24 protein-coding genes and 2 tRNA genes are annotated in these 24950 nt (G+C 65.9%); 12 read left to right on the forward strand and 14 right to left on the reverse strand.

All coding sequences use genetic code 11. The features are described 5' to 3' along the window. Nucleotides 1–27 precede the first annotated feature (27 nt). Entirely contained in the window at nucleotides 28–501 is a 474-nt protein-coding gene (locus RQP53_RS07090; protein WP_315649521.1) for a thioesterase family protein, read from the forward strand. Here the strand turns inward: RQP53_RS07090 and RQP53_RS07095 are convergent. The 3 genes from RQP53_RS07095 to RQP53_RS07105 all read right to left on the reverse strand — a co-directional run bounded on the left by RQP53_RS07095 (nucleotide 486) and on the right by RQP53_RS07105 (nucleotide 4132). Further along, nucleotides 486–2021, reverse strand: coding sequence for a sensor domain-containing diguanylate cyclase (locus RQP53_RS07095; RefSeq protein ID WP_315649522.1), 1536 nt, complete (start codon nucleotides 2019–2021; stop codon nucleotides 486–488). The two genes, RQP53_RS07090 and RQP53_RS07095, sit on opposite strands and share 16 nt — an antisense overlap. A 231-nt stretch (nucleotides 2022–2252) precedes the next feature. Then, nucleotides 2253–2879, reverse strand: a complete 627-nt coding sequence (locus RQP53_RS07100) for a helix-turn-helix transcriptional regulator (protein WP_315649523.1) — start codon at nucleotides 2877–2879, stop codon at nucleotides 2253–2255. Continuing rightward, nucleotides 2876–4132 carry an MFS transporter gene (locus RQP53_RS07105; RefSeq protein WP_315649524.1) on the reverse strand — a complete coding sequence of 419 codons (1257 nt, stop codon included), beginning with the start codon at nucleotides 4130–4132 and terminating at the stop codon, nucleotides 2876–2878. The genes RQP53_RS07100 and RQP53_RS07105 overlap by 4 nt, the downstream gene beginning before the upstream one ends. Nucleotides 4133–4338: 206 nt before the next feature. Here RQP53_RS07105 and RQP53_RS07110 point away from each other — a divergent pair, with 206 nt between their 5' ends. From RQP53_RS07110 to RQP53_RS07120, 3 genes are all read left to right on the forward strand, one after another. Continuing rightward, nucleotides 4339–4815 carry a protein-tyrosine phosphatase family protein gene (locus RQP53_RS07110; RefSeq protein ID WP_315649525.1) on the forward strand — a complete coding sequence of 159 codons (477 nt, stop codon included), beginning with the start codon at nucleotides 4339–4341 and terminating at the stop codon, nucleotides 4813–4815. 310 nt (nucleotides 4816–5125) lie between these two features. Continuing rightward, on the forward strand, nucleotides 5126–7171 hold the full coding sequence (locus RQP53_RS07115; RefSeq protein ID WP_315649526.1) for a hypothetical protein: 2046 nt from the start codon (nucleotides 5126–5128) through the stop codon (nucleotides 7169–7171). Between the two features lie 66 nt (nucleotides 7172–7237). Further along, nucleotides 7238–7909: an RluA family pseudouridine synthase gene (locus RQP53_RS07120; protein ID WP_315649527.1), complete on the forward strand. Its 672-nt coding sequence runs from the start codon at nucleotides 7238–7240 to the stop codon at nucleotides 7907–7909. On the opposite strand, the gene RQP53_RS07125 is transcribed toward RQP53_RS07120, so the two are convergent. Further along, a complete protein-coding gene (locus RQP53_RS07125) occupies nucleotides 7888–8586 on the reverse strand; it encodes a hypothetical protein (protein ID WP_315649528.1) in 699 nt (232 codons plus the stop codon). The genes RQP53_RS07120 and RQP53_RS07125 overlap by 22 nt on opposite strands. A gap of 75 nt (nucleotides 8587–8661) precedes the next feature. Between RQP53_RS07125 and RQP53_RS07130 the strand changes: the two genes are divergently transcribed. The 5 genes from RQP53_RS07130 (at nucleotide 8662) to RQP53_RS07150 (ending at nucleotide 14777) form a co-directional block, all read left to right on the forward strand. Then, nucleotides 8662–9450 carry an SDR family NAD(P)-dependent oxidoreductase gene (locus RQP53_RS07130; RefSeq protein WP_315649529.1) on the forward strand — a complete coding sequence of 263 codons (789 nt, stop codon included), beginning with the start codon at nucleotides 8662–8664 and terminating at the stop codon, nucleotides 9448–9450. 61 nt (nucleotides 9451–9511) lie between these two features. Continuing rightward, a complete protein-coding gene (locus tag RQP53_RS07135) occupies nucleotides 9512–10366 on the forward strand; it encodes a Tim44 domain-containing protein (RefSeq protein WP_315649530.1) in 855 nt (284 codons plus the stop codon). A gap of 145 nt (nucleotides 10367–10511) precedes the next feature. Beyond that, nucleotides 10512–12530 carry a S9 family peptidase gene (locus RQP53_RS07140; RefSeq protein ID WP_315649531.1) on the forward strand — a complete coding sequence of 673 codons (2019 nt, stop codon included), beginning with the start codon at nucleotides 10512–10514 and terminating at the stop codon, nucleotides 12528–12530. Between the two features lie 199 nt (nucleotides 12531–12729). Further along, on the forward strand, nucleotides 12730–13638 hold the full coding sequence (locus RQP53_RS07145) for a TIGR02466 family protein (protein ID WP_315649532.1): 909 nt from the start codon (nucleotides 12730–12732) through the stop codon (nucleotides 13636–13638). A 32-nt stretch (nucleotides 13639–13670) separates the two neighbouring features. Next, a complete protein-coding gene (locus RQP53_RS07150) occupies nucleotides 13671–14777 on the forward strand; it encodes an acyltransferase family protein (RefSeq protein WP_315649533.1) in 1107 nt (368 codons plus the stop codon). Nucleotides 14778–14786: 9 nt separating this feature from the next. Here the strand turns inward: RQP53_RS07150 and RQP53_RS07155 are convergent, their stop codons facing one another. The 6 genes from RQP53_RS07155 to rpsP all read right to left on the reverse strand — a co-directional run bounded on the left by RQP53_RS07155 (nucleotide 14787) and on the right by rpsP (nucleotide 18919). Continuing rightward, nucleotides 14787–15776 carry a CobD/CbiB family protein gene (locus RQP53_RS07155; RefSeq protein ID WP_315649534.1) on the reverse strand — a complete coding sequence of 330 codons (990 nt, stop codon included), beginning with the start codon at nucleotides 15774–15776 and terminating at the stop codon, nucleotides 14787–14789. A gap of 39 nt (nucleotides 15777–15815) precedes the next feature. Continuing rightward, nucleotides 15816–16517 (reverse strand): CoA pyrophosphatase, encoded by a 702-nt coding sequence (locus tag RQP53_RS07160; RefSeq protein WP_315649535.1) that lies wholly within the window; start codon nucleotides 16515–16517, stop codon nucleotides 15816–15818. Between the two features lie 154 nt (nucleotides 16518–16671). Continuing rightward, complete coding sequence (gene rplS, locus RQP53_RS07165; protein ID WP_089417256.1) at nucleotides 16672–17025, reverse strand: 50S ribosomal protein L19; 354 nt, start codon at nucleotides 17023–17025, stop codon at nucleotides 16672–16674. Nucleotides 17026–17207: 182 nt separating this feature from the next. Then, the gene (gene trmD, locus RQP53_RS07170) at nucleotides 17208–17999 is read right to left on the reverse strand and encodes a tRNA (guanosine(37)-N1)-methyltransferase TrmD (RefSeq protein ID WP_315649536.1); all 792 of its coding nucleotides are present in this window, start codon (nucleotides 17997–17999) and stop codon (nucleotides 17208–17210) included. Between the two features lie 42 nt (nucleotides 18000–18041). Next, on the reverse strand, nucleotides 18042–18644 hold the full coding sequence (gene rimM / locus RQP53_RS07175) for a ribosome maturation factor RimM (RefSeq protein ID WP_315649537.1): 603 nt from the start codon (nucleotides 18642–18644) through the stop codon (nucleotides 18042–18044). 23 nt (nucleotides 18645–18667) lie between these two features. Continuing rightward, entirely contained in the window at nucleotides 18668–18919 is a 252-nt protein-coding gene (gene rpsP / locus RQP53_RS07180; protein WP_315649538.1) for a 30S ribosomal protein S16, read from the reverse strand. 223 nt (nucleotides 18920–19142) lie between these two features. Between rpsP and RQP53_RS07185 the strand changes: the two genes are divergently transcribed. From RQP53_RS07185 to RQP53_RS07195, 3 genes are all read left to right on the forward strand, one after another. Continuing rightward, nucleotides 19143–19697: a GNAT family N-acetyltransferase gene (locus RQP53_RS07185; RefSeq protein ID WP_315649539.1), complete on the forward strand. Its 555-nt coding sequence runs from the start codon at nucleotides 19143–19145 to the stop codon at nucleotides 19695–19697. A gap of 9 nt (nucleotides 19698–19706) precedes the next feature. Further along, nucleotides 19707–20156 carry a hypothetical protein gene (locus tag RQP53_RS07190; RefSeq protein ID WP_315649540.1) on the forward strand — a complete coding sequence of 150 codons (450 nt, stop codon included), beginning with the start codon at nucleotides 19707–19709 and terminating at the stop codon, nucleotides 20154–20156. A gap of 161 nt (nucleotides 20157–20317) precedes the next feature. Beyond that, complete coding sequence (locus RQP53_RS07195) at nucleotides 20318–22789, forward strand: tetratricopeptide repeat protein (protein WP_315649541.1); 2472 nt, start codon at nucleotides 20318–20320, stop codon at nucleotides 22787–22789. Nucleotides 22790–23068: 279 nt separating this feature from the next. Here RQP53_RS07195 and RQP53_RS07200 read toward each other — a convergent pair. The 4 genes from RQP53_RS07200 to lgt form a co-directional block, all read right to left on the reverse strand. Then, nucleotides 23069–23143, reverse strand: a tRNA-Val gene (locus RQP53_RS07200). A gap of 80 nt (nucleotides 23144–23223) precedes the next feature. Further along, nucleotides 23224–23298 (reverse strand) — tRNA-Val (locus RQP53_RS07205). A 109-nt stretch (nucleotides 23299–23407) separates the two neighbouring features. Next, nucleotides 23408–24130: a DNA polymerase III subunit epsilon gene (dnaQ, locus tag RQP53_RS07210; protein ID WP_315649542.1), complete on the reverse strand. Its 723-nt coding sequence runs from the start codon at nucleotides 24128–24130 to the stop codon at nucleotides 23408–23410. A gap of 12 nt (nucleotides 24131–24142) precedes the next feature. Continuing rightward, nucleotides 24143–24946: a prolipoprotein diacylglyceryl transferase gene (lgt, locus tag RQP53_RS07215; protein WP_315649543.1), complete on the reverse strand. Its 804-nt coding sequence runs from the start codon at nucleotides 24944–24946 to the stop codon at nucleotides 24143–24145. Nucleotides 24947–24950: the final 4 nt, after the last annotated feature.

Consider the following 24950-nt stretch of genomic DNA (forward strand, 5'->3'; position numbering starts at 1 on the left):
GACACAGCTAACGACACCCCTGCCCTCATGAGCGCGATCATCAGCGTCTTTGACGACGAATTCACCGCCGCCCTGTGCAAGATTTTTGAGGAGCAGATCGTCTTCAACCAGGTGCTGGGCCTGCGCGTCGAGCAGCTGGCGGCGGAATCGGCCCGCGCGGCCATCACGATGAAGCCTGAGCTGATCGGCCACTTCACCCATCAACGTCTGCATGGCGGCGTGATCAGCGCCACGCTGGACGCGATGGGCGGCCTGGCGGTGATGGCGGCCATAGGCACCCGGCATCTCGATGAAAGTGCGGCAGCGCGGCTGCACCGCTTCGGCAAGCTGGGCACCATCGACCTGCGCATCGACTATCTGCGTCCGGCCACCGGCCCCAGCTTCCACGCCCATGCCGAGGTCTTGCGCCTGGGCAGCCGCGTGGCCAGCACCCGGATGGAGTTTCGCGACGCCGCCGACCGCCTGCTGGCGACCGGCGCGGCGGCCTATATCGTCTCCTGAGACGAGGCGGGCATCGCGTCGCCGGCTCGCAGCCCTCTGCGACGTTCGTGCTCGCGATTGGCGTAGAAGCTGCGCTTCAATGCATACATGGCCTCGTCGGCACGCTGCACGGTGAGTTCCATGCGTTCACCGGCTTGCCAGATCGCCAGCCCGGTAGCAAAGCTCAGCGCAAAGCCGCCATGGAACTGATTGTTCATCTCCAACAGTTCCTGCAGTTCAGCCACCAGCCGCTCGCCGCGCGCCTGATCAGCATCAGGCAGCAGCAACACAAACTCATCGCCGCCGATCCGCGAGGCCGACATCGGCGGCTCAATCACCGCCATCAGCACTTCACCAGCCCGGCGCAGCAGCGCGTCGCCTGCGGCGTGTCCGCTCTCGTCGTTGACCTGCTTGAGCCCGTTGACATCGATCACCAGCACCGCCACCGGCCCCTGCGCCCGCCGTTCCAGCCGCGCCACTTCTTCGCTAAAGAAGCTGCGGTTACCCAGCTTCGTCAATGGATCATGCTTGCCGAGGTATTCAAGATAGGCCTCGGCCTTTTTGCGCGCGCTGATATCCGTCAGCGAGATCTGCACATGCGACCAGTCGCTCTCGTGGCCGGGCAGCACAGCGAACTGCATTTGCATATGCATGAGTTCGCCATCCATCGTGTAGTTGATGGTCTCGCGCTGCTGCACCAGCTGCCCGTTCCAGAGCTCGACCAGCTGCTCGGCAAAGGGCACCAGCACCTCGTCCCGAAGCAAGCGGGGCAGGTTCGAAACCAGACTGGCCTGATCAGCGGCACGAAACAGGCGCAGCGTGTGCCGATTGACCTGCAGCACACGGACCTGAGCCAGGCAGTGCCGGATGAATTCTGGATGACCGGCAAGATGAGCGCCAAGATCATGCACACCGCTGGCAGACAGGAGATCCAGCTCGCGCTTGACCGCGCTGAAGTCCTCCACCCACAGCGAGACCGGCGAATGCTCGAACAAGGCGGCCGCATACTGCTCGGCGCGCTGCAGCGCCAGCCGCGCTCGTTCACGCTCGCTGATGTCTTCAAGCGCCAGCAAGACCCGACCCCAGTTCTGCTCATGACCGGGCAGCACACGGATCTGCAGCATCACATCGAGCCGTCGCCCATCCAGCGTGTAGTTGACAGCCGAACAGCTGAAGCTCAAACGCCCTTCCCAGAGGTGCACCAGCTCCGGCACCAGGTGCTCAAGCAGATCGCCGCGAAAGACTTCGTCGAGTCGGGCCAGCAGCGTGGCTGCGTCCGGCGCGCCGAGCAGTTGCACGCTGCGCTCATTGACACGTAGCACCCTGAGCTTGCGGATGCAGGCCTGCACATGGGCCGGGTCCTGCCCCAGGTGCGCATGGAGGTCGACCACGCCCATCGAGCGCCATGCCGCGAACAAGCGAGCCAGGCCGGAGAAGTCCTCCAGCCACAAGGAGACCGGCGCCAGCTCAAACAAGGTTGCCCAGGCAGCGTCGGCGGGATCGTCCAGCGACGCAACAGCTGGGATATCGGTGTCATTCATCGGCATCGCCTGTGTGAGAGCATCAAATGCTGCCACGCCCACGTCTGCCAGCGCCACAGGGATTACAAGCAGAGTCCGCGTCCGGGTCTACGTCTTCGTTTAAGCGGCGCTTCGTCGCCACACCGACGCAGCGCAGCCGCCGAGCCGGCGCCAAAAGAATGGCGAAACCGTGCCTTCATCGCCGTGGCGACTGAGGCCTGCGGGCCCAGGCGGCACAACGCCCGGCCGGGCTCAGGCATGCACGACCTTGACCCGGTAGGCACAGCGCCGCGCACCGGCCAGCAGGTGCTCATCGCGCCGCACCGCGACGCCCTTCCCCAGGCAGTACTGAAACAGCGCCAGCTCCGAACGACAGAAGCCTTGGCAGGCGCTGGCCGCCGCACAGATCGGGCAATGGTCCTCGACCAGCAGCCAGTCCGGCCCGTCGCGTTCCAGTCGCGCCATATAGCCCTCTTCGGCGCGCAGCGCACAGAGCCGGCGCAGGCGTTCTGCCAGGCCGCGCGCAGTGGCCAGCCGCGCCAGATAGCGATCGCGGACGCTGGCCTCGCGGGCAGCGATCAAGCGCTCCAGCCCCTCCGGGCCGAACAGGGCCGCCGTTTGCTCGATCAGCTGCAGCGCCAGCTCGCCATGCCGATCCGGAAAGCGGCCATGGCCGGTGGCCGTCAGCCGCCACAGCCGCTTGGGTCGGCCGGGACCGTCAACATGATCGCTGCTGCTGACCAGGCCTTGCTCCAGCAGCTGCTGCAGCTGCTTGTGCGCCCCCATCGGCGTGATGGCCAGGGCCGCGGCCAGCGTTGCCGCCGATTGCTCGCCGCGGCTCTTCAGCTGAAACAGCAGGGCGTCGGCGGCGGACTTCATTGCTTCGCCTCACTGGCGGCCAGGCGCAGCAAGAGGCCGGCCGCCAGCAGACACATCAGGCCGCCCAGGCCCATGATCCAGCGGGTCGACAGCAAGGCCAGCAGGCCGCCGCCCAAGGCGGTGATCACATTGCCCAGGCAGAAGATGGTCGACAGCAGGCCCATCACCCGCCCCTGCCCATGGGCAGCAAAGCGCTCGGACATCCAGGCCGGCAGCACCGCGTTGTACAGCGCCAGCGGTGCGCCCAGTGCCATGATCACCAGCAGACCGGCCCGCCCGGGCAATGCTGCCAGCAGCAGCAGGCCGACGGCGGCCAATAGCGCCATCTTGGCGGCGCGTCCGAGCGGATGAGCAGCCTGACCGCCAAAGCGACCGGCTGCCACGCTGGCCAGCGTCATCAGCGCGCATTGGCCGGCCGTGACCAGGGCAATGCCGCGGCTGTCCAGGCCGGCGTTTTCCAGCATCCACAGCGGTGCGAATTCATAGAGGCCGTTCAGGCCCACGGTATAGACCAGCTGCAGCACAAAGAGCCGTGCCAGCACGGCGTCCTGCTTCAAGAGGCCGAAGGCCTGCTGCTCGCGCATCGCCTGCCACAAGGCCGGGCTCGCACCCTGATGCTTAGCCGCCGGCACACCCAGTCCCAGAACAAGCAGGCAAGGCAGCATCGCCAGCCCAGCCAGGACAAATGGGACGGGTTCGCCCAAGGGCAGCGTCAGCCCGCCTACCAAGGGTCCAAGCAACCAGCCGGCATACAGGCAGGCATTCAGCCAGGCAAAGGCGCGCGTGCGATCCACCTGGGCATGCATATCGGCCAGCAGCGCCCTTGCCACCGCCACATTGCCCTCGGTCACGCCAGTCAGGAAGCGCGCCAGCACAAACAGCAGGTACTGGCGCTGCGCCAGCGCCAGCGCACTGAGCAGATAGCCGATCAGCGTGGCCAGCAGGGTGACGCTGAGCACCGCACGGCGACCATAACGATCCGACAGCGGCGCAATGAACAGGCTGCCCAGCAGAATGCCCAGCGGATTGGCCGCCAGCGCGATGCCCATCAGCAGCTTGGGATCCTGGCCTGCAAAGTGGGTGAAGCCATCAACCGCGCCACTGACGAAAATCGGCGCCAGGATGGGATAAGGCATGGCAACGCCGGCCGTGCTCATCAGTGCCAGGGCGCACACGGCGGCTACCACCCACATCGGATGGCGCAGCGGGGTCAGGTCTTGCGCGGGCTCAGCACCCGGGGAGATTGCGCTCATGCTCGGCCTGCGCAAGAGGAGTGCTGCAATCGCTTGCGGCAACGGGGACTGGTGCGTGAATTCATGGCCGGCATCATGCATGGATCTTCGGCATAAATAAACCAATAGTTTATTTATCCATGATGTCGGCAGGCCTACGCGAGCCGTGGGCGAATGTCGCCCAAACAGGGCCTTGCTGGCACCACGCCGTGCAGCAAAATCCGTCCATGGCTTTTCGTGCGATCGCTCTCCCTCCGTCGATCAAGGGTCGGCTCTGGCTGCATTCAATGCCGGGGCGGCTGGAGTCGTTCGGCGCCTTTCTTGACGAAGCGCGGCTGCGCCAGCTGAACCTAGTGGTCTGCCTGAACCCACTGGAAGAAGTCGCCCAGCTCTCGCCGGCGTATCACAAGGCCATCGCTGAAGGGCGCCTGCCATTTCGTTGGCAGCATCTGCCGATGCGCGATTTCGGGCTCGGCGCCGATCCGGCCGCCTTCCGCCTGGGCGTCCAGCAGTTGGCCCATTCGATGGAGCTGGGCGAACAGGCCTTGCTGCACTGCGCTGCCGGCATGGGCCGCACCGGCACGGTGGCGGCCTGCACCTTGAAAGTCCTGGGACTGAGCAGCGCAGAGGCGCTGCATGCGGTGCGCCAGGCAGGCTCCAATCCGCAGTCGGCCATGCAAAGTGGCTGGATCGAGCAGTTCTAACTCCTGTCGACAGGCCCTGCCGCCACGGACGGACGGTGCAATAGCAGGGCCGATATCGCCCTGATCGGCCTGACAGACGCTTGGCCTGTGCCTAAGCTTGGCTGTTGAAGTGCGTGCCGCCAATCCATGGGTGAGCCGCCTGCCCCCAGCGGAGATTCCTATGAGCCGGCGCCAGCGCCCCGTCCAAGCCCTACTCAGCGGTACCTTGCTGCCGCTGGCCCTCGTCCTCAGCGCCTGTGGTGGCGGGGGGGGCAGCAGCCCAGCGCCCAGCCCTGTTCCAACCCCAACGCCAACGCCGATTCCTGTACCGGTGCCTAGCCCGGCCCCCGCGCCCCTACCCACGCCCACGCCCACGCCCACGCCCACGCCCACGCCCACGCCAACGCCAACGCCAACGCCAACGCCCACACCCACACCCACACCCACACCCACACCCACACCCACACCCACACCCACACCCACGCCAACGCCAACGCCCACACCCACACCCACACCCACACCCACACCCACACCCACACCCACACCCACGCCAACGCCAACGCCCACACCCACACCCACGCCAGCCAGCGGCGTGGTGGCTGCCGGCATCCCTTTGTTTGGCGCGAAGTTGCGGGTCGTCGACGGCAGCGGCGCGACCATCGCCAGCGGCCTCTCGGTAGCCGCAGACGGCAGCTACGGTCCGATTCCACTGATTGGCAAAAGCCCGTTTCGCCTGGAGGCTTGCGGCATGGTCGGTGAGCGTTTTCGCTGCGTGCACGGACTGACCCAAACCGGTGGCGCGACTCAGCTCACGCCATTGGGTACGGCGGTGATGGTTTTGGCCAGCAGCCAGCTGCCCGAGGACCTTCTAACCGGCACAGTTGGCGGCCTAGACAGCATCAACATCGCCAAGGCACAAACGCAGTTGCGCAACGCCATCGCTCCAGCACTGCTGGATGCGGGAATGAGTAGCAATGCAGACCTGCTGAGCGATGCGCTGATTCCCGCCTCCCGCCAAGGCTACGACAGGCTGCTCGATGGCTTGGCCATCACTATCGCCAAGGATGTGAAGCCCTACGTCCAGATCAGCCCCAGGCTCGGCAGCGGAAATGTCTACCTTGAGCCTGGCACTACACAAGGGCAGATCGCAGTACCTGCCCAGCTGGCCAGCACAGACTTAAGCGGCATCGACACCTTTGCTCGTGCCATGACCGCGGCGCTGAAAAGCAGCGGCGATTGCAGCGGCGGCATTGCTGATCTGATGGCCAGCGATGCCCGTTTCACGCCCGAGGGCAGCGTCGCCTTGGTCGGCGGCCCTCAGGTCGCCTCTGGCATGTGCGCCTTCTTCAACGGCTTCTTCAGCAACGGCCCGGCGCTGTGGGGCTACACCATGCCCAGCCCCGATCTGCTGAGCTGCGATTTAGGCGGCAGCATGCCCTTGTGCCGCATAAAACTGCTGTTGCGAGCCGAATCGGGCCAAGCCAAGAATCTCGGCGAAGTGCTGTTGCGCAAGGAAGGAGACAGTTGGCGTTTCGTCGGAGAGCCCACGACCTTGAATGTGCGCACTGATACTGCCGTGCTGCTGCAAAGGCGCGTCGATGGGGCGACGGTCGTCGACAGTTACAGCCGCTCACTGGGTCTGTTCATTCCGGTGCAGATTGGTTTGAACTGCGTTCGCGTGACCCAGCTGGACCAGTCCGGCCTCAACCAGACCTTGGCATTTTTCAAGCCCCTGCCTGCTGCGACCTGGATGTCTCTGCTCCGCATGGATGCGGATGATGGCCCGGCAGCGGTAGTGCTTGGTCAAGGTACGGCACGCGTCAATGACGACGTGTGGATTCCACTGGCGACCGGCAGCAGCGGCGACGACATTGCGCGCAATGTCATGCGCGCTGGCCCGACGCTGACTTTGCTCTTCTACTCGAACGCCGGCTGCACAACGCCCTACATCCCAAGCGGCTTTACGCTCCCGGGCATGCGCATCAACTTGCCCGCCACGCCGCCCTTGGATGTGCAACTGCCGACGCTGCCGTGGCCCAGCCTCAGCACCGCCAGCCGAATCGTCCTGAGTGCCTTGACCAGTGCTGCCAATGCTCCCATCAAGCTGAACCTGACCTGGACACAAGCGGCCGCAAGCCTTGGTCTTGAGAGCTTGTCTCTCTGTGGGCCGGCGGGTTGCGCTGCCGCCAAGCTGGGCAGTGTCGCCCTCAGCGGCGCTGCGACCAGCGCCAGTCTGGCTGCGACGGCCGGCAGCAGCGGCCTGGTCGCCAACCAAATGAAAACCTTGCGCCTGAGTGGCAGAAGCGGCGATGGCCTGCTGATGACCGTCGACTTCCAGAGCTGCACCCAACAGACCGCCGGGCAAAGCTGCCACTGAGTCAGGGCCGACAATGGCACCATGACCACAGCGCCCAGATCTGCCGGCATGGCCAGCTGTTCAGCAATGTCCAGTTGGCCATCAACCACAAGCAGCAGCCCTCTGCCACTCACTATTGAGGTGCTGCACGCCGACGAAAAGTTGGTGCTGGTCAACAAACCCAGCGGCCTGCTCTCGGTGCCTGGCCGTGGCGAGGACAAGCAGGACTGCGCCAGCGCCCGCGTCCAGGCCCGCTTCGCCGATGCGCTGATCGTCCATCGGCTGGACATGGCCACCTCGGGCCTGTTGCTCCTGGCGCGTGGACCCGAGATGCAGCGCCAACTCAGTGCCGCATTCGCCGGACGCGAGGTGCACAAGCGCTACGAAGCGCTGGTCAGCGGCCTGCCCGAGCGCGACGAGTTTGAAATCGCGCTACCGCTGCGCACCGACTGGCCGAACCGGCCGCGGCAGATGGTCTGCCTCACCGAGGGCAAGCCTTCGCTGACGCGGGTGCGGGTGCTGTCGCGCGACGCGGTGGCACAGTGCAGCCGCCTGGCGCTGGAACCGGTCACCGGCCGCTCGCACCAGTTGCGCGTGCATCTGCAAGCCGCCGGCCATGCCATCCTGGGCGATGCGCTCTACGCCAGCCCGGCCGACCAGGCCCGGGCGCCCCGGCTGATGCTGCATGCCTGCGCGCTCAGCCTGCCGGCGCTCGGCGACTGTCCGGCCCGGCAGTTCTACTGCCCGCCGCCGTTCTGACGCAGCGGCGCCGTCAGGCGGGTGAACTCGCGCGGCGCCACATACTGCAGCAGCGGTCGCGCCGCTTTGCCTTCTGTGCCCAGGGTGATGTCCAGGCCCTTGTCCGGGTACAGCAGATGGAGCTGCCCCTGCACCAGCACACGCTCGTTCGGGGGGCCAAATCGCTGCAGAAGTGTGGTCTCGTCCAGGCTCAGGCTGGGCAGCAGGCTGATGGTGCTCAGCCTTTGCGACAGCGCCAGCGGCTGGTCGGCGGCCGCCAGCGTGTAGCGCCGCGCCCCACTGGCCAGCACCTCGGTCTTGCTGGCGCGCGCCTGCATCTCCTGCGCCTGCGCCGCCGGCAGATCAGCCACCAGGACCAGCTTGCCGCTGACAAAGCCCAAGGTCGCCCCATCGACAAAGGCTTCCAGCTGACCACCTTCGCCGGGCGCGGCCAGCAAGGCCAGCTGCAAGGCATCACCCCAGCGCGACACGGCATCGGCCAGGGTGCTGCGACCGGGCTCCAGGCCAAAGACACGCGAGCGCCCCTCCCCCAGGGTCTCGACCTGCCAGGGCAAGTCACGCTCAGCCGTCGCGGCAACACCTGGCCCTTGCACCATCTGCCACAGCACCGGCGCAAAGGCCAGCACGAAGATCGCCAGCACGACGCCGGCCAGGGCCATCCAGATCTGCTTTTTCATCGGCGCGACTATAGGGTGCTGGAGTCGACGCCCGCTTGACCTATGACAGGTCGCAAGCTGACCGACAATGGGCCGATGAACACCGCCATCAAACACCTGAGCATCATTACCGGCGCCTCGCGAGGCATGGGCGAGGCCATCGCGCTGCAGCTGCTCGCGCCAGACCGCCTGGTGCTGGGCATTTCGCGCGGCCAAAGCCAGGCCCTGCAACAGCGTGCCGCCGAGCTGGGCGCGCCCGAGCAGTTCCTGCTGCAGTGGCAGGCCGACCTGAGCGAGCCCTTGCCGGTGGCCGAGCGCCTGCGCGACTGGCTGATCGCACAGGCGCCAGCGGGCATCGCCTCGCTGGAGTTGATCAACAACGCCGCCCTGCTCAGCCCGCCAGGCCCGGTCGACGCGCGACCGCTGGCCGAGTTGTCAGCGGCCCTGCGGGTCAGCCTCGAGGCCACGCTGCTGCTCAGCGCCGCGGTGCTCGAAGCGACGGCGGACTGGAGCTGCCCACGCCGGGTGCTGAACATCTCTTCCGGCCTGGGCCGCCGCGCCATGGCCGGCAGCGCTGGCTACTGTGCCGCCAAGGCCGGCATGGACAATCTGTCACGCGCGATGGCGCTGGACGAAGCGCACAAGCAGGCCCAGGGGCGGCCGGCCGCCCAGGTGGTGTCGCTGGCCCCTGGCATCATCGACACCGATATGCAGGTCCAGCTGCGCAGCGCCGATGCCGCCCAGTTCCCCGATCAGGCCGTCTTCGCCGGCTTCAAGCAAGCCGGCCAGCTGAGCAGTCCCGCCGAGGCCGCCGCCCGTGTGCTGGCCGTGCTGCGCCGCCCAGACTTCGGCAGCCAGGTGCTGGCGGATGTGCGTGAGGCTTGAAGTCTCCCGCTCCAACCTCATTTAACGCTGCTCGGGCGTCATGCCCGCATGGAGACCCCAATTGAAACGACTGCTTGTGACCTTGCTGAGCCTGACGCTGACCCTGGGCCTGCTCGGCCCCGTCGAGGCCAAGCGCCTGGGCGGTGGTGGCTCATCCGGCATGAAGCGCACGCCGCCGCCGGCAACCGCACCGCATGAGACGCCCAAGCCGGCGCCCCAGCCTAGCGCCGCGCCCCAGCAGGCCGCCACGCCGCCGGCAGCGGCGGCAGCACCTGCGCCCAAGCGCAACTGGCTGGGGCCGATCGCCGGCATCGCCGCCGGCCTCGGGATTGCCGCGCTGGCCAGCCATTTCGGCCTGGGCGGTGCGCTGGCCAATGTGATGACCATCGCCCTGATCGGCTTCGCCCTGATGGCGCTGATCGGCTGGCTGATGCGCCGCCGTGCCGCGGCCTCGGGCGCGCCCGCCGGCCTGCAGTTCGCCGGCATGCCAGCCGCCCCCCAAACCGGCACAGCGGCCTGGCAGCCAGCCGCTGCCCCAGCGGCCACCGATGGCTTCGATACCGCCGGCTTCGAGCAGTTGGCCAAGCGCGTCTTCATCCGCTTGCAGGCGGCCAACGATACCGGTGATCAGAACGATTTGCGCAAGTTCACCACGCCGGAGATGTATGCGGCCATTCAGCAGGATCTGCTCGAGCGCCGCGGTGCCGCACAGAGCACCGAAGTGCTGCAACTCGATGCCCGCGTGATCGAACGTGCCCAGGAACAGGGCCAGCAAATCGTCAGCGTGCGTTTCTGGGGCCAACTGCGCGAACAGCAAGGCGCCGCGCCGGAAAGCTTTGACGAGATCTGGCATCTGCTGCGCCCGCTGGACGGCAGCCGCGACTGGGCAATTGCCGGCATCCAGCAGAGCCAATAGCGCAGCGTCAGTGAGCCCGCGGGCTCAGGGCTGGGCCTGAGGCAGTCCGCGCCACAACTGGGCACAATCAAGAGCCGCCGCCTGCCGACGCAGGTGGCGGCTTTTTTCTTTTCCTGGCCCACAAGGCCTGCCACGACGCCTTCCCATGCCCAAGCTCCCCCTGCCCCGCCTGCATCAAGCCGCCTGGCTGGCTGTTGCGCTGTTGATCACCGCGCCCAGCGCGACCCTGGCCGAGGATGGTGCTGCCACCGTCTATGCGCCTAACCCGCGCCTGCTGGTCCAGGGCATCCCGGACGTGCCCCAAAGCCTGGCCGATCGCGTTGGCGCCTACAACGATTTCCGTGGCCATGCTTTTGTCGACTGGCATCCCAGCCGGCGCGAGATGCTGATCTCGCATCGCAAGCTGGGCGCCAACACCGCGCAGCTCTACCGGCTCAGCAGCCCGCTCGGCGAGCCCGAGCAGCTGACCGAGGGGGCCGACCCGGTCACCCGCGCCAGCTACGAGCCCCGCCAGGGCCGCTACATCGTGTTCGAGCGCAGCGCCGGCGGCTCCGAGGAGGGGCAGCTCTACCGCCTGGACGGCAGCGGACAGCCAGCGCAACAACTGACGCCGTCTGAGCAGCGGCATGAGCTGCAGACCTGGCTGCATCGCAGCTCTGAACTGATCTACAGCGCCCTCCCGCTGGACCGCACCGCCAAAGGCGGCAGCCGCGCCGAGGTCAATACCAGCTTCTGGCTGCTCGATCCGATGAAGCCCGAGGGCCGGCGCAAGCTGGCCGAATTGCCTGGCGGCGGCTGGAGCCTGCGCAGCGTCTCGCCCGACGACAAGCAGGCGGCCCTGATCCGCTATGTGTCGGCCACCGAAGCAGAGCTCTGGCTGCTCGACCTGCGCAGCGGTGCCAGCCGCCAGCTGCTGCCCCGCCCTGGCAGCCAGGACGGCCCGGCCTTCTATGCACCGGCCGAGTTCAGCCGTGATGGCAAGCAGCTCTGGCTGACCAGTGACCGCTTTGGCGAGTTCCTTGAACTGGCCCGGCTGACGCTCGCCAACGGTGACTTGCGCCGCGTCAGCAGCCAGATTCCCTGGGACATCAGCGACGTGGCACTGAGCGCCGATGGCCGACGCCTGGCTGCCATTGCCAATGTCGATGGCCGGCGCGAGCTGCGCCTTTTTGATGCCCTCAGTCTGAAGGAGCTGCCCCGGCCCGCGCTGCCGGCCGGCAGCGTGACGGCCGCACATTTCGACGCCAAGGGCCAGCAATTGGCTCTGGCGCTGAACAATGCGCGAGGCCCGAGCCAGATCGTCAGCCTTGACCCCAAGGGCACGCTGCAAACCTGGACACGCCCGCAGGTGCCGGCCGGCATCGACGTGAGCCAGTTCGGCGAGCAGCAGATCGTGCGCTGGAGAAGCTTTGACGGTGAAACCATCTCCGGCCTGTTGAGCCTGCCGCCGGCGCGTTTTGCCGGCAAGCGGCCGGTCATCATCAGCATCCACGGCGGCCCGGAATCGCAGGCCAGCGTCGGCTTTCTGGGCCGCAACAACTACTTCCTGCAGGAGCTGGGCATCGCCATCATCCAGCCCAATGTGCGCGGCTCGGCCGGCTACGGCAAACGCTTCCTGGCGCTGGACAACGGCTTCAAGCGCGAGGATTCGGTCAAGGACATCGACGCCCTGCTCGATTGGATCGCCACCCAGCCGCAGCTCGATGCCTCGCGGGTGCTGGTCACCGGCGGCAGCTACGGCGGCTATATGACGCTGGCGGTCTCCACCCATTATGCCGACCGGATCGCCGGCGCCATCGATGTGGTTGGCATCTCGCACTTCGTCACCTTTCTGCAAAACACCGAGAGCTACCGCCGCGACCTGCGCCGGGTCGAGTATGGCGATGAGCGCGAGCCGGCGATGCGCGAATTCCTCGAGCGCATCTCGCCGCTGAGCAATGCCGAGCGGATCAAGAAGCCCCTGTTCGTCATCCAGGGCAAGAACGACCCGCGCGTGCCCTATACCGAGGCCGAGCAGATCGTCGCCAAGGTGCGGGCGGGCGGCACGCCGGTCTGGTATCTGCGCGCCGAGAACGAGGGCCATGGCTTCCAGCGCAAGGAGAACCAGGACTACCAGTTCTACGCGACCCTGCTCTTCCTGCAGCAAACACTGCTGCAGCCCTGAGCCTGCAGAGCGCAAATCAACGGTATCGAATTTGAGCCAGGTCAAACTGCGGCGCATCTGTGCCGCAGCGGTGACAATCCCCCCTGCTCAATGGGGTGACTTGGCTGCGCTCCTGCAGTCCAATCGGCCCCGCCCTCGCTGACGCGCAAGGGCCGCCCCAGACTCGCTGAACGGCCCCTCAAGACGGGCCTTACACACCATGGACATGACGACCAATCCGCAACTCAGCGCCGATACCAGCCAGGCCAAGATGGAGCTGCTGTTCCCCTCGCCGGTGATGCATTTCGACTGGCCGGACAGCGAAGCGTTGAACGAGGCGCTGATCCAGGCGGTGCTGAACCGCCGCGAGACGCATACCGGCGTCGTCAAGACCAACCGTGGCGGCTGGCAATCGGACACCGATCTGCAAAGCTGGGACGACCCGGCCACCCGCGCGCTGGTGCAACGCATCGAGACACTGGCCCGCGAGTACACGGCCCGCCAGATCGGCCGTCGTGATCCGGTGTTCGACAGCGGTTGGAAGATCCGCGCCTGGGCCAACGTCAATGAGAAGGGGCACTTCAACCGCACCCACGATCATCTGGGCCGCTACTCCTTCTTCTCCGGTGTCTACTACGTCAAGGTCGGCGATATCCAGCGCGGTGCGGCCGGCGGTGGCCGCACCCGCTTCGAGGACTGGACCCGTGTCGCCATCGACGTCAACCAGAACGCCGACACCCTGCGCCGCGATTTCGTCATGACGCCGGCCAATGGCCGAATGGTGATGTTCCCGGCCAGCCTGATGCATTCTGTCGAGGTCTATGGCGGCGACACCCAGCGCATCACCATCGCCTTCAACCTCTACCACCCGGCGCTGGGCATCCCGCGCCTGGAGCCCTTCCTGCAGGCCTCGGACTGGTGGTGGACGAATTTCCGCGGCCTGGTGATTGCACGGCGCAAGCTGCCTGAAAAGCTCTATGCGCTGACCCTGCTGCCCCGCCATCTGTTCAGCCGCCGCGGCGAGAACCTGTCCTCGCCCTCGGCCTTGCTGCGCCATTTCAAGACCGCCATGGGCCATGCCACCGCCCAGGCCTCCGAAGAGTTCGAAGCCCGCCGCAACAAGGCCTGAGTCGGCAGCGCCGCCCATTGCCGACCGCCCGCATGACGCCTCAGTTCTCTGCCTATCTCGACCTGCTGCGCCTGCTGGCGGCCCTGGCCGTGCTGCTCTCGCATGCCAACTCGCGGGCGCTGATCGATCACAGCATCCTGCCCCAGTCCTTCGGCCACAACGCGGTGGTCGTGTTCTTTCTGCTCTCGGGTTATGTGATCGCCTATGTGGCCGATGTGAAGGAAAAAACGGCCAGCAGCTACTGGGTCAGCCGTTTCGCGCGCATCTACTCGGTGGCCCTGCCGGCACTGGCGCTGACGCTGCTGTGCGATCTCGTCGGTGCGGCGCTGAACCCCGGCTTTTATGCCGGCAACCTGACCACCCACGATCACTGGCTGCTGCGCCTGGCGGCCAGCCTCAGCTTCAGCAATGAGCTGTGGTTCGTTTCCATCATGCCCTTCTCGAACTCGCCCTACTGGTCGCTGTGTTACGAGATGAGCTACTACCTGCTGTTCTCGATCTGGGCCTATGCGCCGGCGGCGCGGCGCGGCCTCTACCTCATGCTGGCCGCGCTGCTGATCGGCCCCAAGATCCTGATCCTGGCGCCGATCTGGGCCTTGGGCGTGGTGCTCTATCGCTGGCGTGCAGCGCAGGCACTGGCGAGCGCGCCGGGCGCCCTGCTCTGGCTGGCTTCGGTGGCCGGCATCGTCGCCTTCCAGACGCTGGATCTGAGCAAGAGCCTGTCAGCCTGGACCGCCGCGCAGCTCAGCCCCTGGCTTTACCTGAATCTGAATTTCTCCAAGCACTTCCTGGGGGACTACCTGCTGGCGCTGCTGATTGCCGCCAACTTCATCGGCTTTCGCGCGCTGGTGCGCGACGGTGCCTCAGGCCTGGGTGCGCTGATGCAGCGCCTGCACAAGCCGATCGCGCTGGCCGCCGGCTTCACCTTTTCGATCTATCTGTTCCACCTGCCCCTCCTGCACTTCTTCACCGCCGTGCTGGAGGGATCAACCGCCGGCTATGGCCGCTACCTGACGGTGGTCGGGCTGGCGCTGGCCGCCAGCGTGCTGCTGGGCAGCGTGACCGAGACACAGAAGACGCCGCTGAAGCGCTGGCTGGAACGTCAGCTGCTGCCACGCCTGCAACGCTGGCGCGGCTGAAGCGCGGGATCAGCCGACCAGATTGGCCAGCGTCATCAGCGCCAGCAGCAGCATCCACAGCACCACCGAGCGCCAGACCAGGCCGACCACGCTCTGCAAATGACCCAGCGCCGGCAGATCGCCGGGGGTCGAGCCTTCGGCGCGGGTGGCATCCATATCGCCACCGGCTTCAAAGGTCTTGCTGCGATCGGGCGTCACGCCCGGCGCGGCCGAACCGCCAAGCTGCACGCCCAGCGCACCGGCGGCCGAGGCCAGGATGATGCCTTCATTGGGATGCATCCACAGCGTTGCATCGCGGCGCCAGACATTCACCGCTTCCTCGAAATTGCCGACGATGGCAAAGCCGGTGGCCGTCAGCCGCGCTGGCACATAGTCAACCCAGCCAAAGCAGCGGCGCGACAGGTGCATCAGCCGCTCGTTGGTCGGCGCATCGATGGTGCGGCTCTTGAACGCCCAGTAGCGGCTGGCGAACTCGGCCATCCGGTACAGGATGGCTCCGGCCGGACCCAGGCCCAGCGTCGACAGCAGCACGAACCAGAAGAACACGCCAAACATATGGCGGTGGGCGGCCAGCAGCGAATGCTCGATCACATGGCGCAGCAGCTCGGTGCGCGGCAGCTCGCTGGCATCCAGATGGCGCCATTCGGCCAGCAGGCGCCGGGCTTCCAGCTCGTCGCCGCGCTCCAGCGCATCGCGGATGTCGGTGAAGTAATGGCTGAACTGGCGAAATCCCAGGGTCAGATAGAGCACCAGCACATCCAGGCCCAGCGCCAGCAAGACGCTGAAATGCCGCACCGTCAGATAGATGATGGCGGCCAGCAGCGCCGGGCCCAGGGCGGTGATGGCCCAGACCACGCCGGCATGGTGCTCACGGCCGGCATCGAAATTGCGCCCCGTCCAGCGCACCCAGGAAATGACGCCCTGGTGCACGGCATTACCGTGGGGCAAGGGCTTGAGCTGCTCGCAGATCAAGGCGAGCAAAACCGCGAAGAAGTTCATGGCTCCGGATGATAGCGGCGCTACCCGCCGCCCCAGGGCTCAGCGCGACAGAAAGCTGTAGAAGTTGCGCAGCATGGCGGCCGTCGCCCCCCAGATGAAGAACTCGCGCTCGACGCCGGCAAGACCTGACCCCGTCCACGGCATCGACAGGAACTGCCGCTCGCCGCCTTCCCAGTGAAAGACGTGGCGCCGGTGATGGGCCGGCGTCATCAGGAATTGCAGTGGTACCTCAAACGCATCGGCCACCTCGAATTCATCGAGGCGCAGCGCGAAGCCGGGCCGCACCAGCGCCACCACCGGCGTCACCCGAAAGGCCGTCACCGTTGTGTAAATCGGCAACTGGCCGAGCACCTCGACATGGCTGCGCGGCAGGCCGATTTCCTCCTCGGCCTCGCGCAAGGCGGTCTCGACCGCCGTGCCGTCCTCGGGCTCGCTGCGGCCGCCAGGAAAGCTGATCTGCCCGGCGTGATCGCGAAGGTGCGCGGTGCGCTGGGTCAGCAGCACCTGCAGACCGTCCTCGCGCTCGACCAAGGGCAGCAGCACGGCGGCCGCAGCCGGCTCGCGCGTCGTGTGGCGGCCGCCATCGCCGCTGAGTTCCGGTTGCCAGTCTGCGTTCGCCACGGTGGCGAAATGCTGGCGCAAGCCGGCCGGCAGCAATCGCTCCGCACTGATGGGCTTGAGCTGGGCATCGGTGCCAACGACGGGTATCGCTTGCGGATTCAGGATGGGGGGACGCGACATCGTTCAAGCATAAAGCGCTTTGACAATAACAGCTGCAACCCTCCACACCCCGGCATGAGCACGGCCATGAAAAAAGCCACCTGGCTTGCACCGGGTGGCTTTGATCGGGCCTTCGAGGCCCAACGCTCTTGGAAAGCGCTTGATCGTGAAACGATCAGGCCAGCTTTTCCTTGATACGTGCCGACTTGCCGCTGCGCTGACGCAGGTAGTACAGCTTGGCGCGACGGACATCGCCGCGACGCTTGACTTCGATCGAGGCGATCAGCGGGCTGTACAGCTGGAACGTACGCTCCACGCCTTCACCGCTGGAGATCTTGCGCACGATGAAGCTGCTGTTCAGGCCGCGGTTGCGCTTGGCAATCACGACGCCTTCGTAAGCCTGCACACGCTTGCGGGTGCCTTCAACGACGTTGACGCTGACGATCACCGTGTCGCCGGGGGCGAAAGCGGGGATGGTCTTGTTCAGGCGAGCAATTTCTTCTTGCTCAAGGGTTTGGATCAAGTCCATGGTTTCTCCAAATGATCTTGCCGGCGCTCTTGCGGAATGCGAGAAATAGGCTCAGGTGTCAGCACTGCATCTTGTGTGGCCGTCATCGCTGGCAAACCACTCTTGAAATCCGTGCTCGCCCCTGGCTGTTGGCCCGGTAGAGGATCGAAAAGCCGATCATTATAGCCCGTGGGCCGAATTCGTCAAAGCGCCTGCAAAGCCTTGAGGAAAGCCTCGTCCTGCTTGCTGAGCTTGCCCGCCGCGCGTGCCGCGGCAATCAGCTCGGGCCGGCGGCGCAGCGTCAGCTCCAGCGAGCGCTCGCGGCGCCAGCGTGCGATCTGCGCGTGGTGGCCCGAGAGCAGCACCGGCGGCACCGGCAAGTCCTCGCTCTGCCCCGGCAGATCGCGCAAGACCTCGGGGCGGCTGTAGTGCGGGCAATCGAGCAGGCCATCGGAGAAGCTGTCCTGCTCGTGCGAGGCGGCATCGTTGAGCACACCAGGCTGCAAGCGGGCAATCGCATCGAGCAGGGCAATCGCCGGCAGCTCACCGCCGGAGAGGATGAAATCGCCCAGGCTCAGCTCCAGCGTCACATGGCGATCCAGAAAGCGCTGGTCCATGCCTTCGTAGCGGCCGCACAGCAGCACCGCGCCGGGCCCCTGCGCCAGTTCCTGCACCAAGGCCTGATCAATGCGCCGGCCGGTTGGCGTGAAATGAATGATGGCCGGCACGCCGCCGCTGGCGGCATCCGCACCCGCAGCCAACCGCGCCGCCTTGGCCGCCGCCAGCGCCCGCTCCAGCGGCTCCACCAGCATCACCATGCCGGGGCCGCCACCATAGGGACGGTCGTCGACACGGCGGTAGTTGTCGTCGGCGAAATCGCGCAGCTGCCAGGGCTGGACCTCGATCTGCCCGCTGTCAAAGGCGCGCCGCGCCACACCCACGCTCAGGAAAGGCGTGAAGAGCTCGGGAAACAGGGTGATCAGATCAAAGCGCATCGCGGCGGGGCCTGCGCGCTTGCAGCAGCGCCAGTGCTGGGCTCAGTAGTCCAGGCCCCAGTCGACCGTGATGCGGCGTTCGGCCAGGCTCACATCATCGACAAAGGCGGAAACAAACGGCACCAGGCGTTCCTGGTCTGGCTTGACCGGCGCCACGGCACCCGGCGGCGCAATGCGCAGCACCGCGTGCGGGCCGGTGTCCATCAGACCGACCACCTCACCCAGGGTCTCACCCTGGCGGTTGACGACGGTCAGGCCGATCAGGTCAACCCAGTAGAACTCGTCGGGATCGGCACTGGGGAAATGGGCACGTGAAATGAAGATGCGGGCACCTCGCAGGGCCTCGGCGCCATTGCGGTCGCTGACACCTTCGATCTGGGCAACGATGCCGTCGCCATGATCACGCACCGAAAGAATCTTCAGCACGGCCGGCAAGGTCTTGGCCTTGGCGGCAGGGGCTTCGTCGCTGGCTTTCAAGAACCAGCGGCGCGAGCCAAACAGGGCCTGGGGATCGGTGGAATAGGCCTGGACGCGAATCCAGCCCTTGATGCCCCAGGCGTCCAGAATGCGCCCGACCTCGATCGCGTCATCCGGCCAGGCTGCCTCAGCGGCAGCGGCGGCGTTCAGGCGATCAACGGGCGTCATTCAGGCAGTCTCAGACCAACAGCTCAGGCTGCAGCCTTCTTGGCTTGATCGACCAGACGGGTCACCGTCGGCGACAGCTGGGCGCCAACGCCAACCCAGTAGGCGACGCGGTCTTGGGCCACGCGCAGCGACTCGGCAGCGCCGGAAGCCACGGGGTTGTAGAAGCCGACCTTCTCGATGAAGCGGCCGTCACGGCGTTGCTGGCTGTTGGCCACAACGATGTTGTAGAAGGGGCGCTTCTTGGAGCCGCCGCGTGCGAGTCGAATCACGACCATGATGAATCCTTAGTTCTTAAGCGTTCCACCGCACCAGGAGACACTCAGGGCGAGCAGATCGAAAAAACACCTCGCTTTGCTCAGACTTCATCAATTGAAGGCCTGGCGCCGCACAAGTGTCGTGGCTTTTGTTTTTTGGCCGCTGTAGATACGCCAACTCTCGCGAGCCGACCAGCACCAAAACCCGACATTATAGACGTGTTACGGCACAATGAGCAGGATCATGACGACACAAATCAAGAGCGGCACCCTTGTGCTGCGCCCCAGCCAAGACGGCGACCTGCCGGCCATCCAGCAAATCTATGGCCTGGCCGTGCAAAACGGCACCGGCACCTTTGAAACCGAGGTGCCAGACCAGGCCGAAATGGCCCGTCGCCGTGCCGAGGTGCTGGGCCGTGGGCTGCCCTGGCTGGTGGCCGAACGTGACGGCCAGCTGCTGGGCTATGCCTACGCCAACTATTTCCGCCCCCGGCTGGCCTACCGTTTCTGCGTCGAGGATTCGATCTATCTGCACCCGTCTGCCCAGGGCCAGGGCGTGGGACGACTGCTGCTGGCCGAGCTGATCGCCCGCTGCGAAGCGGCTGGCGCCCGGCAGATGCTGGCCGTGATCGGTGACGCCGAGAACCACGGCTCGGTTGGCCTACACCGCAGCCTGGGCTTTGCCCACACCGGCGTGCTGAAGTCCGCCGGTTGGAAATTCGGCCGCTGGCTGGATGTGGTGATGATGCAGCGCACCTTGGGCCAGGGCGATCAAAGCCAGCCCGAACAAGACTCCTGAGACCCCGCGATGAACGAAAACAATTACAAATCGAAAACCATCGCCACCTGGTTGGCCCTCGGCCTGGGCAGCCTGGGACTGCACCGACTCTATGTATATGGTTTCAAGGACAAGCTGGCCTGGCTGCACCCCTGGCCGACGCTGGCGGGCCTCTATGGCGTACAGCGCATGAACGAACTGGGCCAAGACGACCGTCTGGCCTGGGTGCTGATGCCGCTGCTGGGCTTGATGCTGAGCATCGCCATGCTCAACGGCATCGTCTGGGGCCTGTGCAGCGATGAGCAATGGGACCAGCGCCACAACCCCGGCCAGCCCGGCCGCAAGAGCGGCTGGGCCGTCATCATTGCGGTGATTGCCTGCCTGTTTCTTGGCGGCACCAGCCTGATGTCGACGATCTCGTTCAGCGCCCAGCGCTATTTCGAGACCCAGGCCGAGGCGGCGCAGGCGCTCAGCCAGTAGTTCGTCGGCCGGCGATTCGCCCTTTGGCGCAGCCGCCCAGCATGACCAACGGATTTGTGCGGCGGCCGTAGACAATCCGCCGCTTCAACAAGCTCCGTTTCGCCAATCCGTGCCCTGGCATCCCGTGCAATCCTGCCGGCAAGTGCGGATTGGTCCGCCCCATGCGCAAATCAATCCATCGCCCTACCCTGCTCGGCCTCGGCCTGGCTCTACAACTGAGCCTGGGCCTGTTGGGCCTGAGCAGCCAGGTCTCTGCCGCAACGGCGCAAAGCATCCCCTCCGCCCTGGCTGTCCTCGAAGGCCAGCTACAGCGACAGGACTTCGCAGCCGCGGAACCGGCACTACAGACCCTGCTGAAGAAGCGTCAGCCCAGCGCCGCCGAGCGCACGCTGATCTACCAGTGGCTGCAACTGCGCGACGACCAGGCCGCGATCGAGCGGCGCAGCCAGGCCATGCTGCGAAGCGGCCAGGCAGCCGCCACCGACTGGCTGGCCGCGGGCCGGCAGGCACTCGATCTGCGCCGTTTTGACGAGGCGGAACGCTGCTTCAAGCTGGCCGGCCAGGCCGCAAAAAACCGCCGCGACCTGGCCTCTCAGGCCAACGCCCTGCGAGGACTGGGCCTGCTGGCCTACCAGCGCCGCCAGTACGACGAGTCGCTGCAGCTGTTGCAACAGTCGGTGGCCAAGCACGACACCGCCGACAACCAGCTCGCGCTGGCCGAGACTTTGATACGCCTAGGGAAGACCGATGCGGCGATCAGCGCCATCGAACACGCCATCGTGCTGAATCCCGATCATGAGATGGCCCACTATTACCTGGGCAATGGCTATGCGAGGCTGAACTACACGCAGCTGGCCGCACAGAATCGCACGGCATTCGAGCAAGCTAACAACCTGGTTCTCCAGGCCTCGGAAGCCTTCAATCAAGGCGACTTTGCCCGCGCTCGAGTGCTCGCCGTGCAGGCCCTGGCTCGCTGCCCGGCGCACGGACGCGCCCATGCGGTGCTGGCCAAGGCGCTGGAATCGCAGCGGCTGCTGATCGAGGTTCATCGTGCCGACGCCGAGCGCCGCTTTGCCGCCACCCCCATGCCCGCCGTGCCTGGCATTGAGCGCTATGTGCTGAACTGGGCCGAGCTGTCGCCACGTCACCAGAAGCGGGTCGCGCTGTCGATCGCGCCCTGGAAGGCCTTCATCCCGGTGCTGGTGGCTGGCGGCGCCACGCACTACATCAAGCCGCTGGCCATGCGGCTGTCGGAGACACCGGAGGCCCAGGCGCTGAAGGACCAGCGCATCGACTACGACTCGCGCCTCTGGGACGATGTGCGCGGCATGGGCGGCCACAACACGGTGACCGGCATCGAGGATGTCGAACGCTCGATCTTCGATCGCTACAACACCGTGCTGCATGAGCTGAGCCACCAGGTCCACGGCGTCCTGACCGCCGATCAGTGGCGACAGATCCAGGAGCTCTACAGCCAGGCCAAGCAGCGCGATGCACGCACCCAGCAGGGCTTTCTGTCCCGCTATGCCGGTGGCTCGGTGTGGGAGTACTTCGCCGAAGGCGCAAACGCACTGGATTCACCGCGACGCGACGCCTATGACTCGCGCGAAATAGTTCGCGAACGGCTGACCGAACTCGACCCCGCCCTGCAGGCCTATGTGGCCAGCCTGTTTGCCATGCAAGACGCCAGTGCCAGCCTGCCCATCGCCCTGGTCAATGCAGGACACCATCTGCTGAGCCAGGGCAAGCTGGACGAGGCCGTGGCCAAGTTCGAGCAGGCCAGTGCCGCAGCCCCGTCCGACGAATCGGTGCTGGCAGCCCGCCTGCATGCGCTGGCGCTGCGCCGCGATGCGACAGCCGTCAAGCAATTGGCCCATCAGGCGCAGCAGTTGCGCCCGAACAGCGGCAAGGTGCGCAGCGCCATCGCCGAGGCCCTCTGGCACAGCGGCGTTTCGCTGGATACCGTCGTTGCCGGCCTGGCGCAGAACCGCGAAGCCTTGCAAGGCGATGACCAACGCCGCAACACGCTGGAGCTGGCCGACTACGAGCTGCGCCTGGGTCGGGCTGACGCTGCCTTGAAGCACTTTGAAGAGCTGCTCGGCCAACAAGCCGATCACCCGGAAGGCCTGTGGGGCAAGGCCGCCAGCCTGGCGATGCTCAAGCGCTGGGACGAAGCCTTTGCGAGCTACGACCAGGCCCTGCGCCTGCGCACCGGCCTGGTCGCGCTGCGCGCCGATCTGCTCAGCCAGCTGCTGCTGGCCGGCCGGCTGGACGCCGCACGCAGCCAGCTGAAGGAGGCCCTGCTGCTTGACGCCACCGATGCCACGCTGCTGGCCGAACAGGCCTGGCTCAGCCTGGCCGGTGGTCAAGCCGAAGAAGCACTGAACCAGGCGACAGCCACGCTGCAGGCGAATCCCTGGTCCGACCTGGCACTGATCGTCAAGGCCGCTGCCGAACGCAGCCTGAAGCGCGACGCCGAAGCCACGCTGGCGCCGCTGCGTCAACGCATCGCTGACGGCACCGGGCCCAGCTACCGCTATGACGCCGCCAACCTGCGCTGGAAATCCATCCAGGGCTGGACCGCGGCCGATCAGCGCGTGTTCGATGCACTGCTGAGCGAACCGGCACGCTGAAGCTTCCTTGAAGGCCTGACAAAGGCAAGAGGCAGCCGCTCGAGCCGTTACCTCTCCAGGCCGCAGAGTGAAAAAGGCTTATTTCGCGTTGAGTAGTGATCCGTCAGAACAAACCACGGAGACACAGGGAAGCAAAGGAGCAGGTTCTGCACGACCTGAATTTCTCTGTGTCTCCGTGGCTCTGTGGTCTGCGTTCGGGTTGATTTCGACGCATCAGTAATTGGCGCGCAAACAGCCAAGAAAAAACCCCTCGAGGCGTGAAGCCTGGAGGGGTTGTTCTGGTGGGCGGTGCAGGGTTCGAACCTGCGACCCCTGCCGTGTGAAGGCAGTGCTCTACCGCTGAGCTAACCGCCCGGTATTTAGCGGCCGGGACCGTTGCGACGTCTGATGAATCTTGCCAGGGTGAGGCCGATACGATTGCCGGCTTCATGATCTGGTGGGCGGTGCAGGGTTCGAACCTGCGACCCCTGCCGTGTGAAGGCAGTGCTCTACCGCTGAGCTAACCGCCCGGTCATCTTGGTCGCTGCGCCTGACTGTCGCTCTTGGGAAGCTGCAGCCATTCGCTAACCGGGAAGCCCACGATTATGCCATGAGATTTCTTGCGGCAGCAAGAATTTTTCAGGCCGGTGCGCTGTCTTCCTGCCAGATGCGCTTGCCGCCGCTGGCCTTGTCGATATCGGCCAGCACGGCCTGATGGGCCTGCAGCTCAGCCTCGTCGCACCGCAGCACCGGCAGTTCGAAGCGGCTGAAATCGACCGCCTCGATGCGGATTTCGCCGCCTGACTGGCCCGACTGCGCCGAACTGTCGTCGATCAGCAGGGCATCCTGACCACGTGTCAGGCGGATATAGACCTCGGCCAGCAGCTCGGCATCGAGCAAGGCGCCGTGCAGCGTGCGGCTGGAGTTGTCGACCTCCAGGCGCCGGCACAGCGCGTCCAGCGAGTTGGCCTTGCCCGGGAACATGTCGCGGGCCATCAGCAGGGTGTCGCGCACACCGCCCACCAGCTCGGTCAGCGGCGGCTTGCCCAGGCGGCGCAGCTCCGCGTTCATGAAGCCAACGTCGAAGCCGGCGTTGTGAATCACCAGCTCGGCACCGGCGAGGAAACCCAGCAGCTGCTCGGCGATCTCGGCAAACTTGGGCTTGTCGGCCAGGAATTCGTCGGTCAGGCCGTGGATGCGCACCGCCTCTTCGTCGCTGGGCCGCTCTGGGTTGATGTAGAGATGCAGGTTGTTGCCGGTCAGCTGCCGGTTCACCATCTCCACGCAGCCGACTTCAATGATGCGGTCGCCGGCTTCGGCGCGCAGGCCGGTGGTTTCGGTGTCGAAAAAGATTTGACGCATGGGATTCTGGCTTCAGGCTTGCCGGTTGCGCCGCGAGGCCCAGATCCAGATCAGCAATCCGGCGGCAATCATCGGCAGGCACAACCATTGTCCCCGACTCAGGCCCAGGGCCTGCAAGCCGAGATAGGCATCAGGCTCGCGGAAGAACTCGATGACGAAGCGCTGCAGACCGTAGAGGAACAGGAACAGGCCGGAAATCTGCCCGGTGAGGCGTGGCCTGCGGGCATAGAGCCAAAGCAGGCCGAACAGCACCATGCCCTCGCCGATGGCTTGATAGATTTGCGAGGGGTGGCGTGGCACTTGCGTCGGCGCCTGCGGGAACACCATGGCCCAGGGCAGAGAAGCGTCGGCTTCCCGGCCCCACAACTCGCCGTTGACGAAGTTGGCGATGCGCACCAGTCCGAAGCTCAGGCCCACACAGGGCGCAACCAGATCAGTCACGTCAAAAAAGCTGCGCCTACGCTTCCAGCCATAGACGGCCAGCGCCACGATGACGCCAAGCAGTCCGCCGTGGAAGGCCATGCCGCCGGTCCAGACCTTGATGATCTCGGCCGGGTTGGCGAGAAAGTACTCGGGCTTGTAGAACAGCACAAAGCCAAGCCGACCGCCCAGCACCACGCCAAGCACCCCGTAAAACAGCAGGTCATCGAGATCCTGGGCCACCCATGCCTGCGGCACGAGCGATGGCTGGCGGATGCGCCAGCGCGCCAGCAGCAGGAAAGCAGCAAAACCGGCCAGGTAGGCCAGGCCATACCAATGGATGGACACCGGCCCCAGATGCAAGGCAACCGGGTCAAACTGTGGATGCACAAGCATCGTC

Origin of the sequence: Roseateles aquae (genome assembly GCF_032337115.1) — a bacterium.
GTDB lineage: Bacteria > Pseudomonadota > Gammaproteobacteria > Burkholderiales > Burkholderiaceae_C > Roseateles_C > Roseateles_C aquae.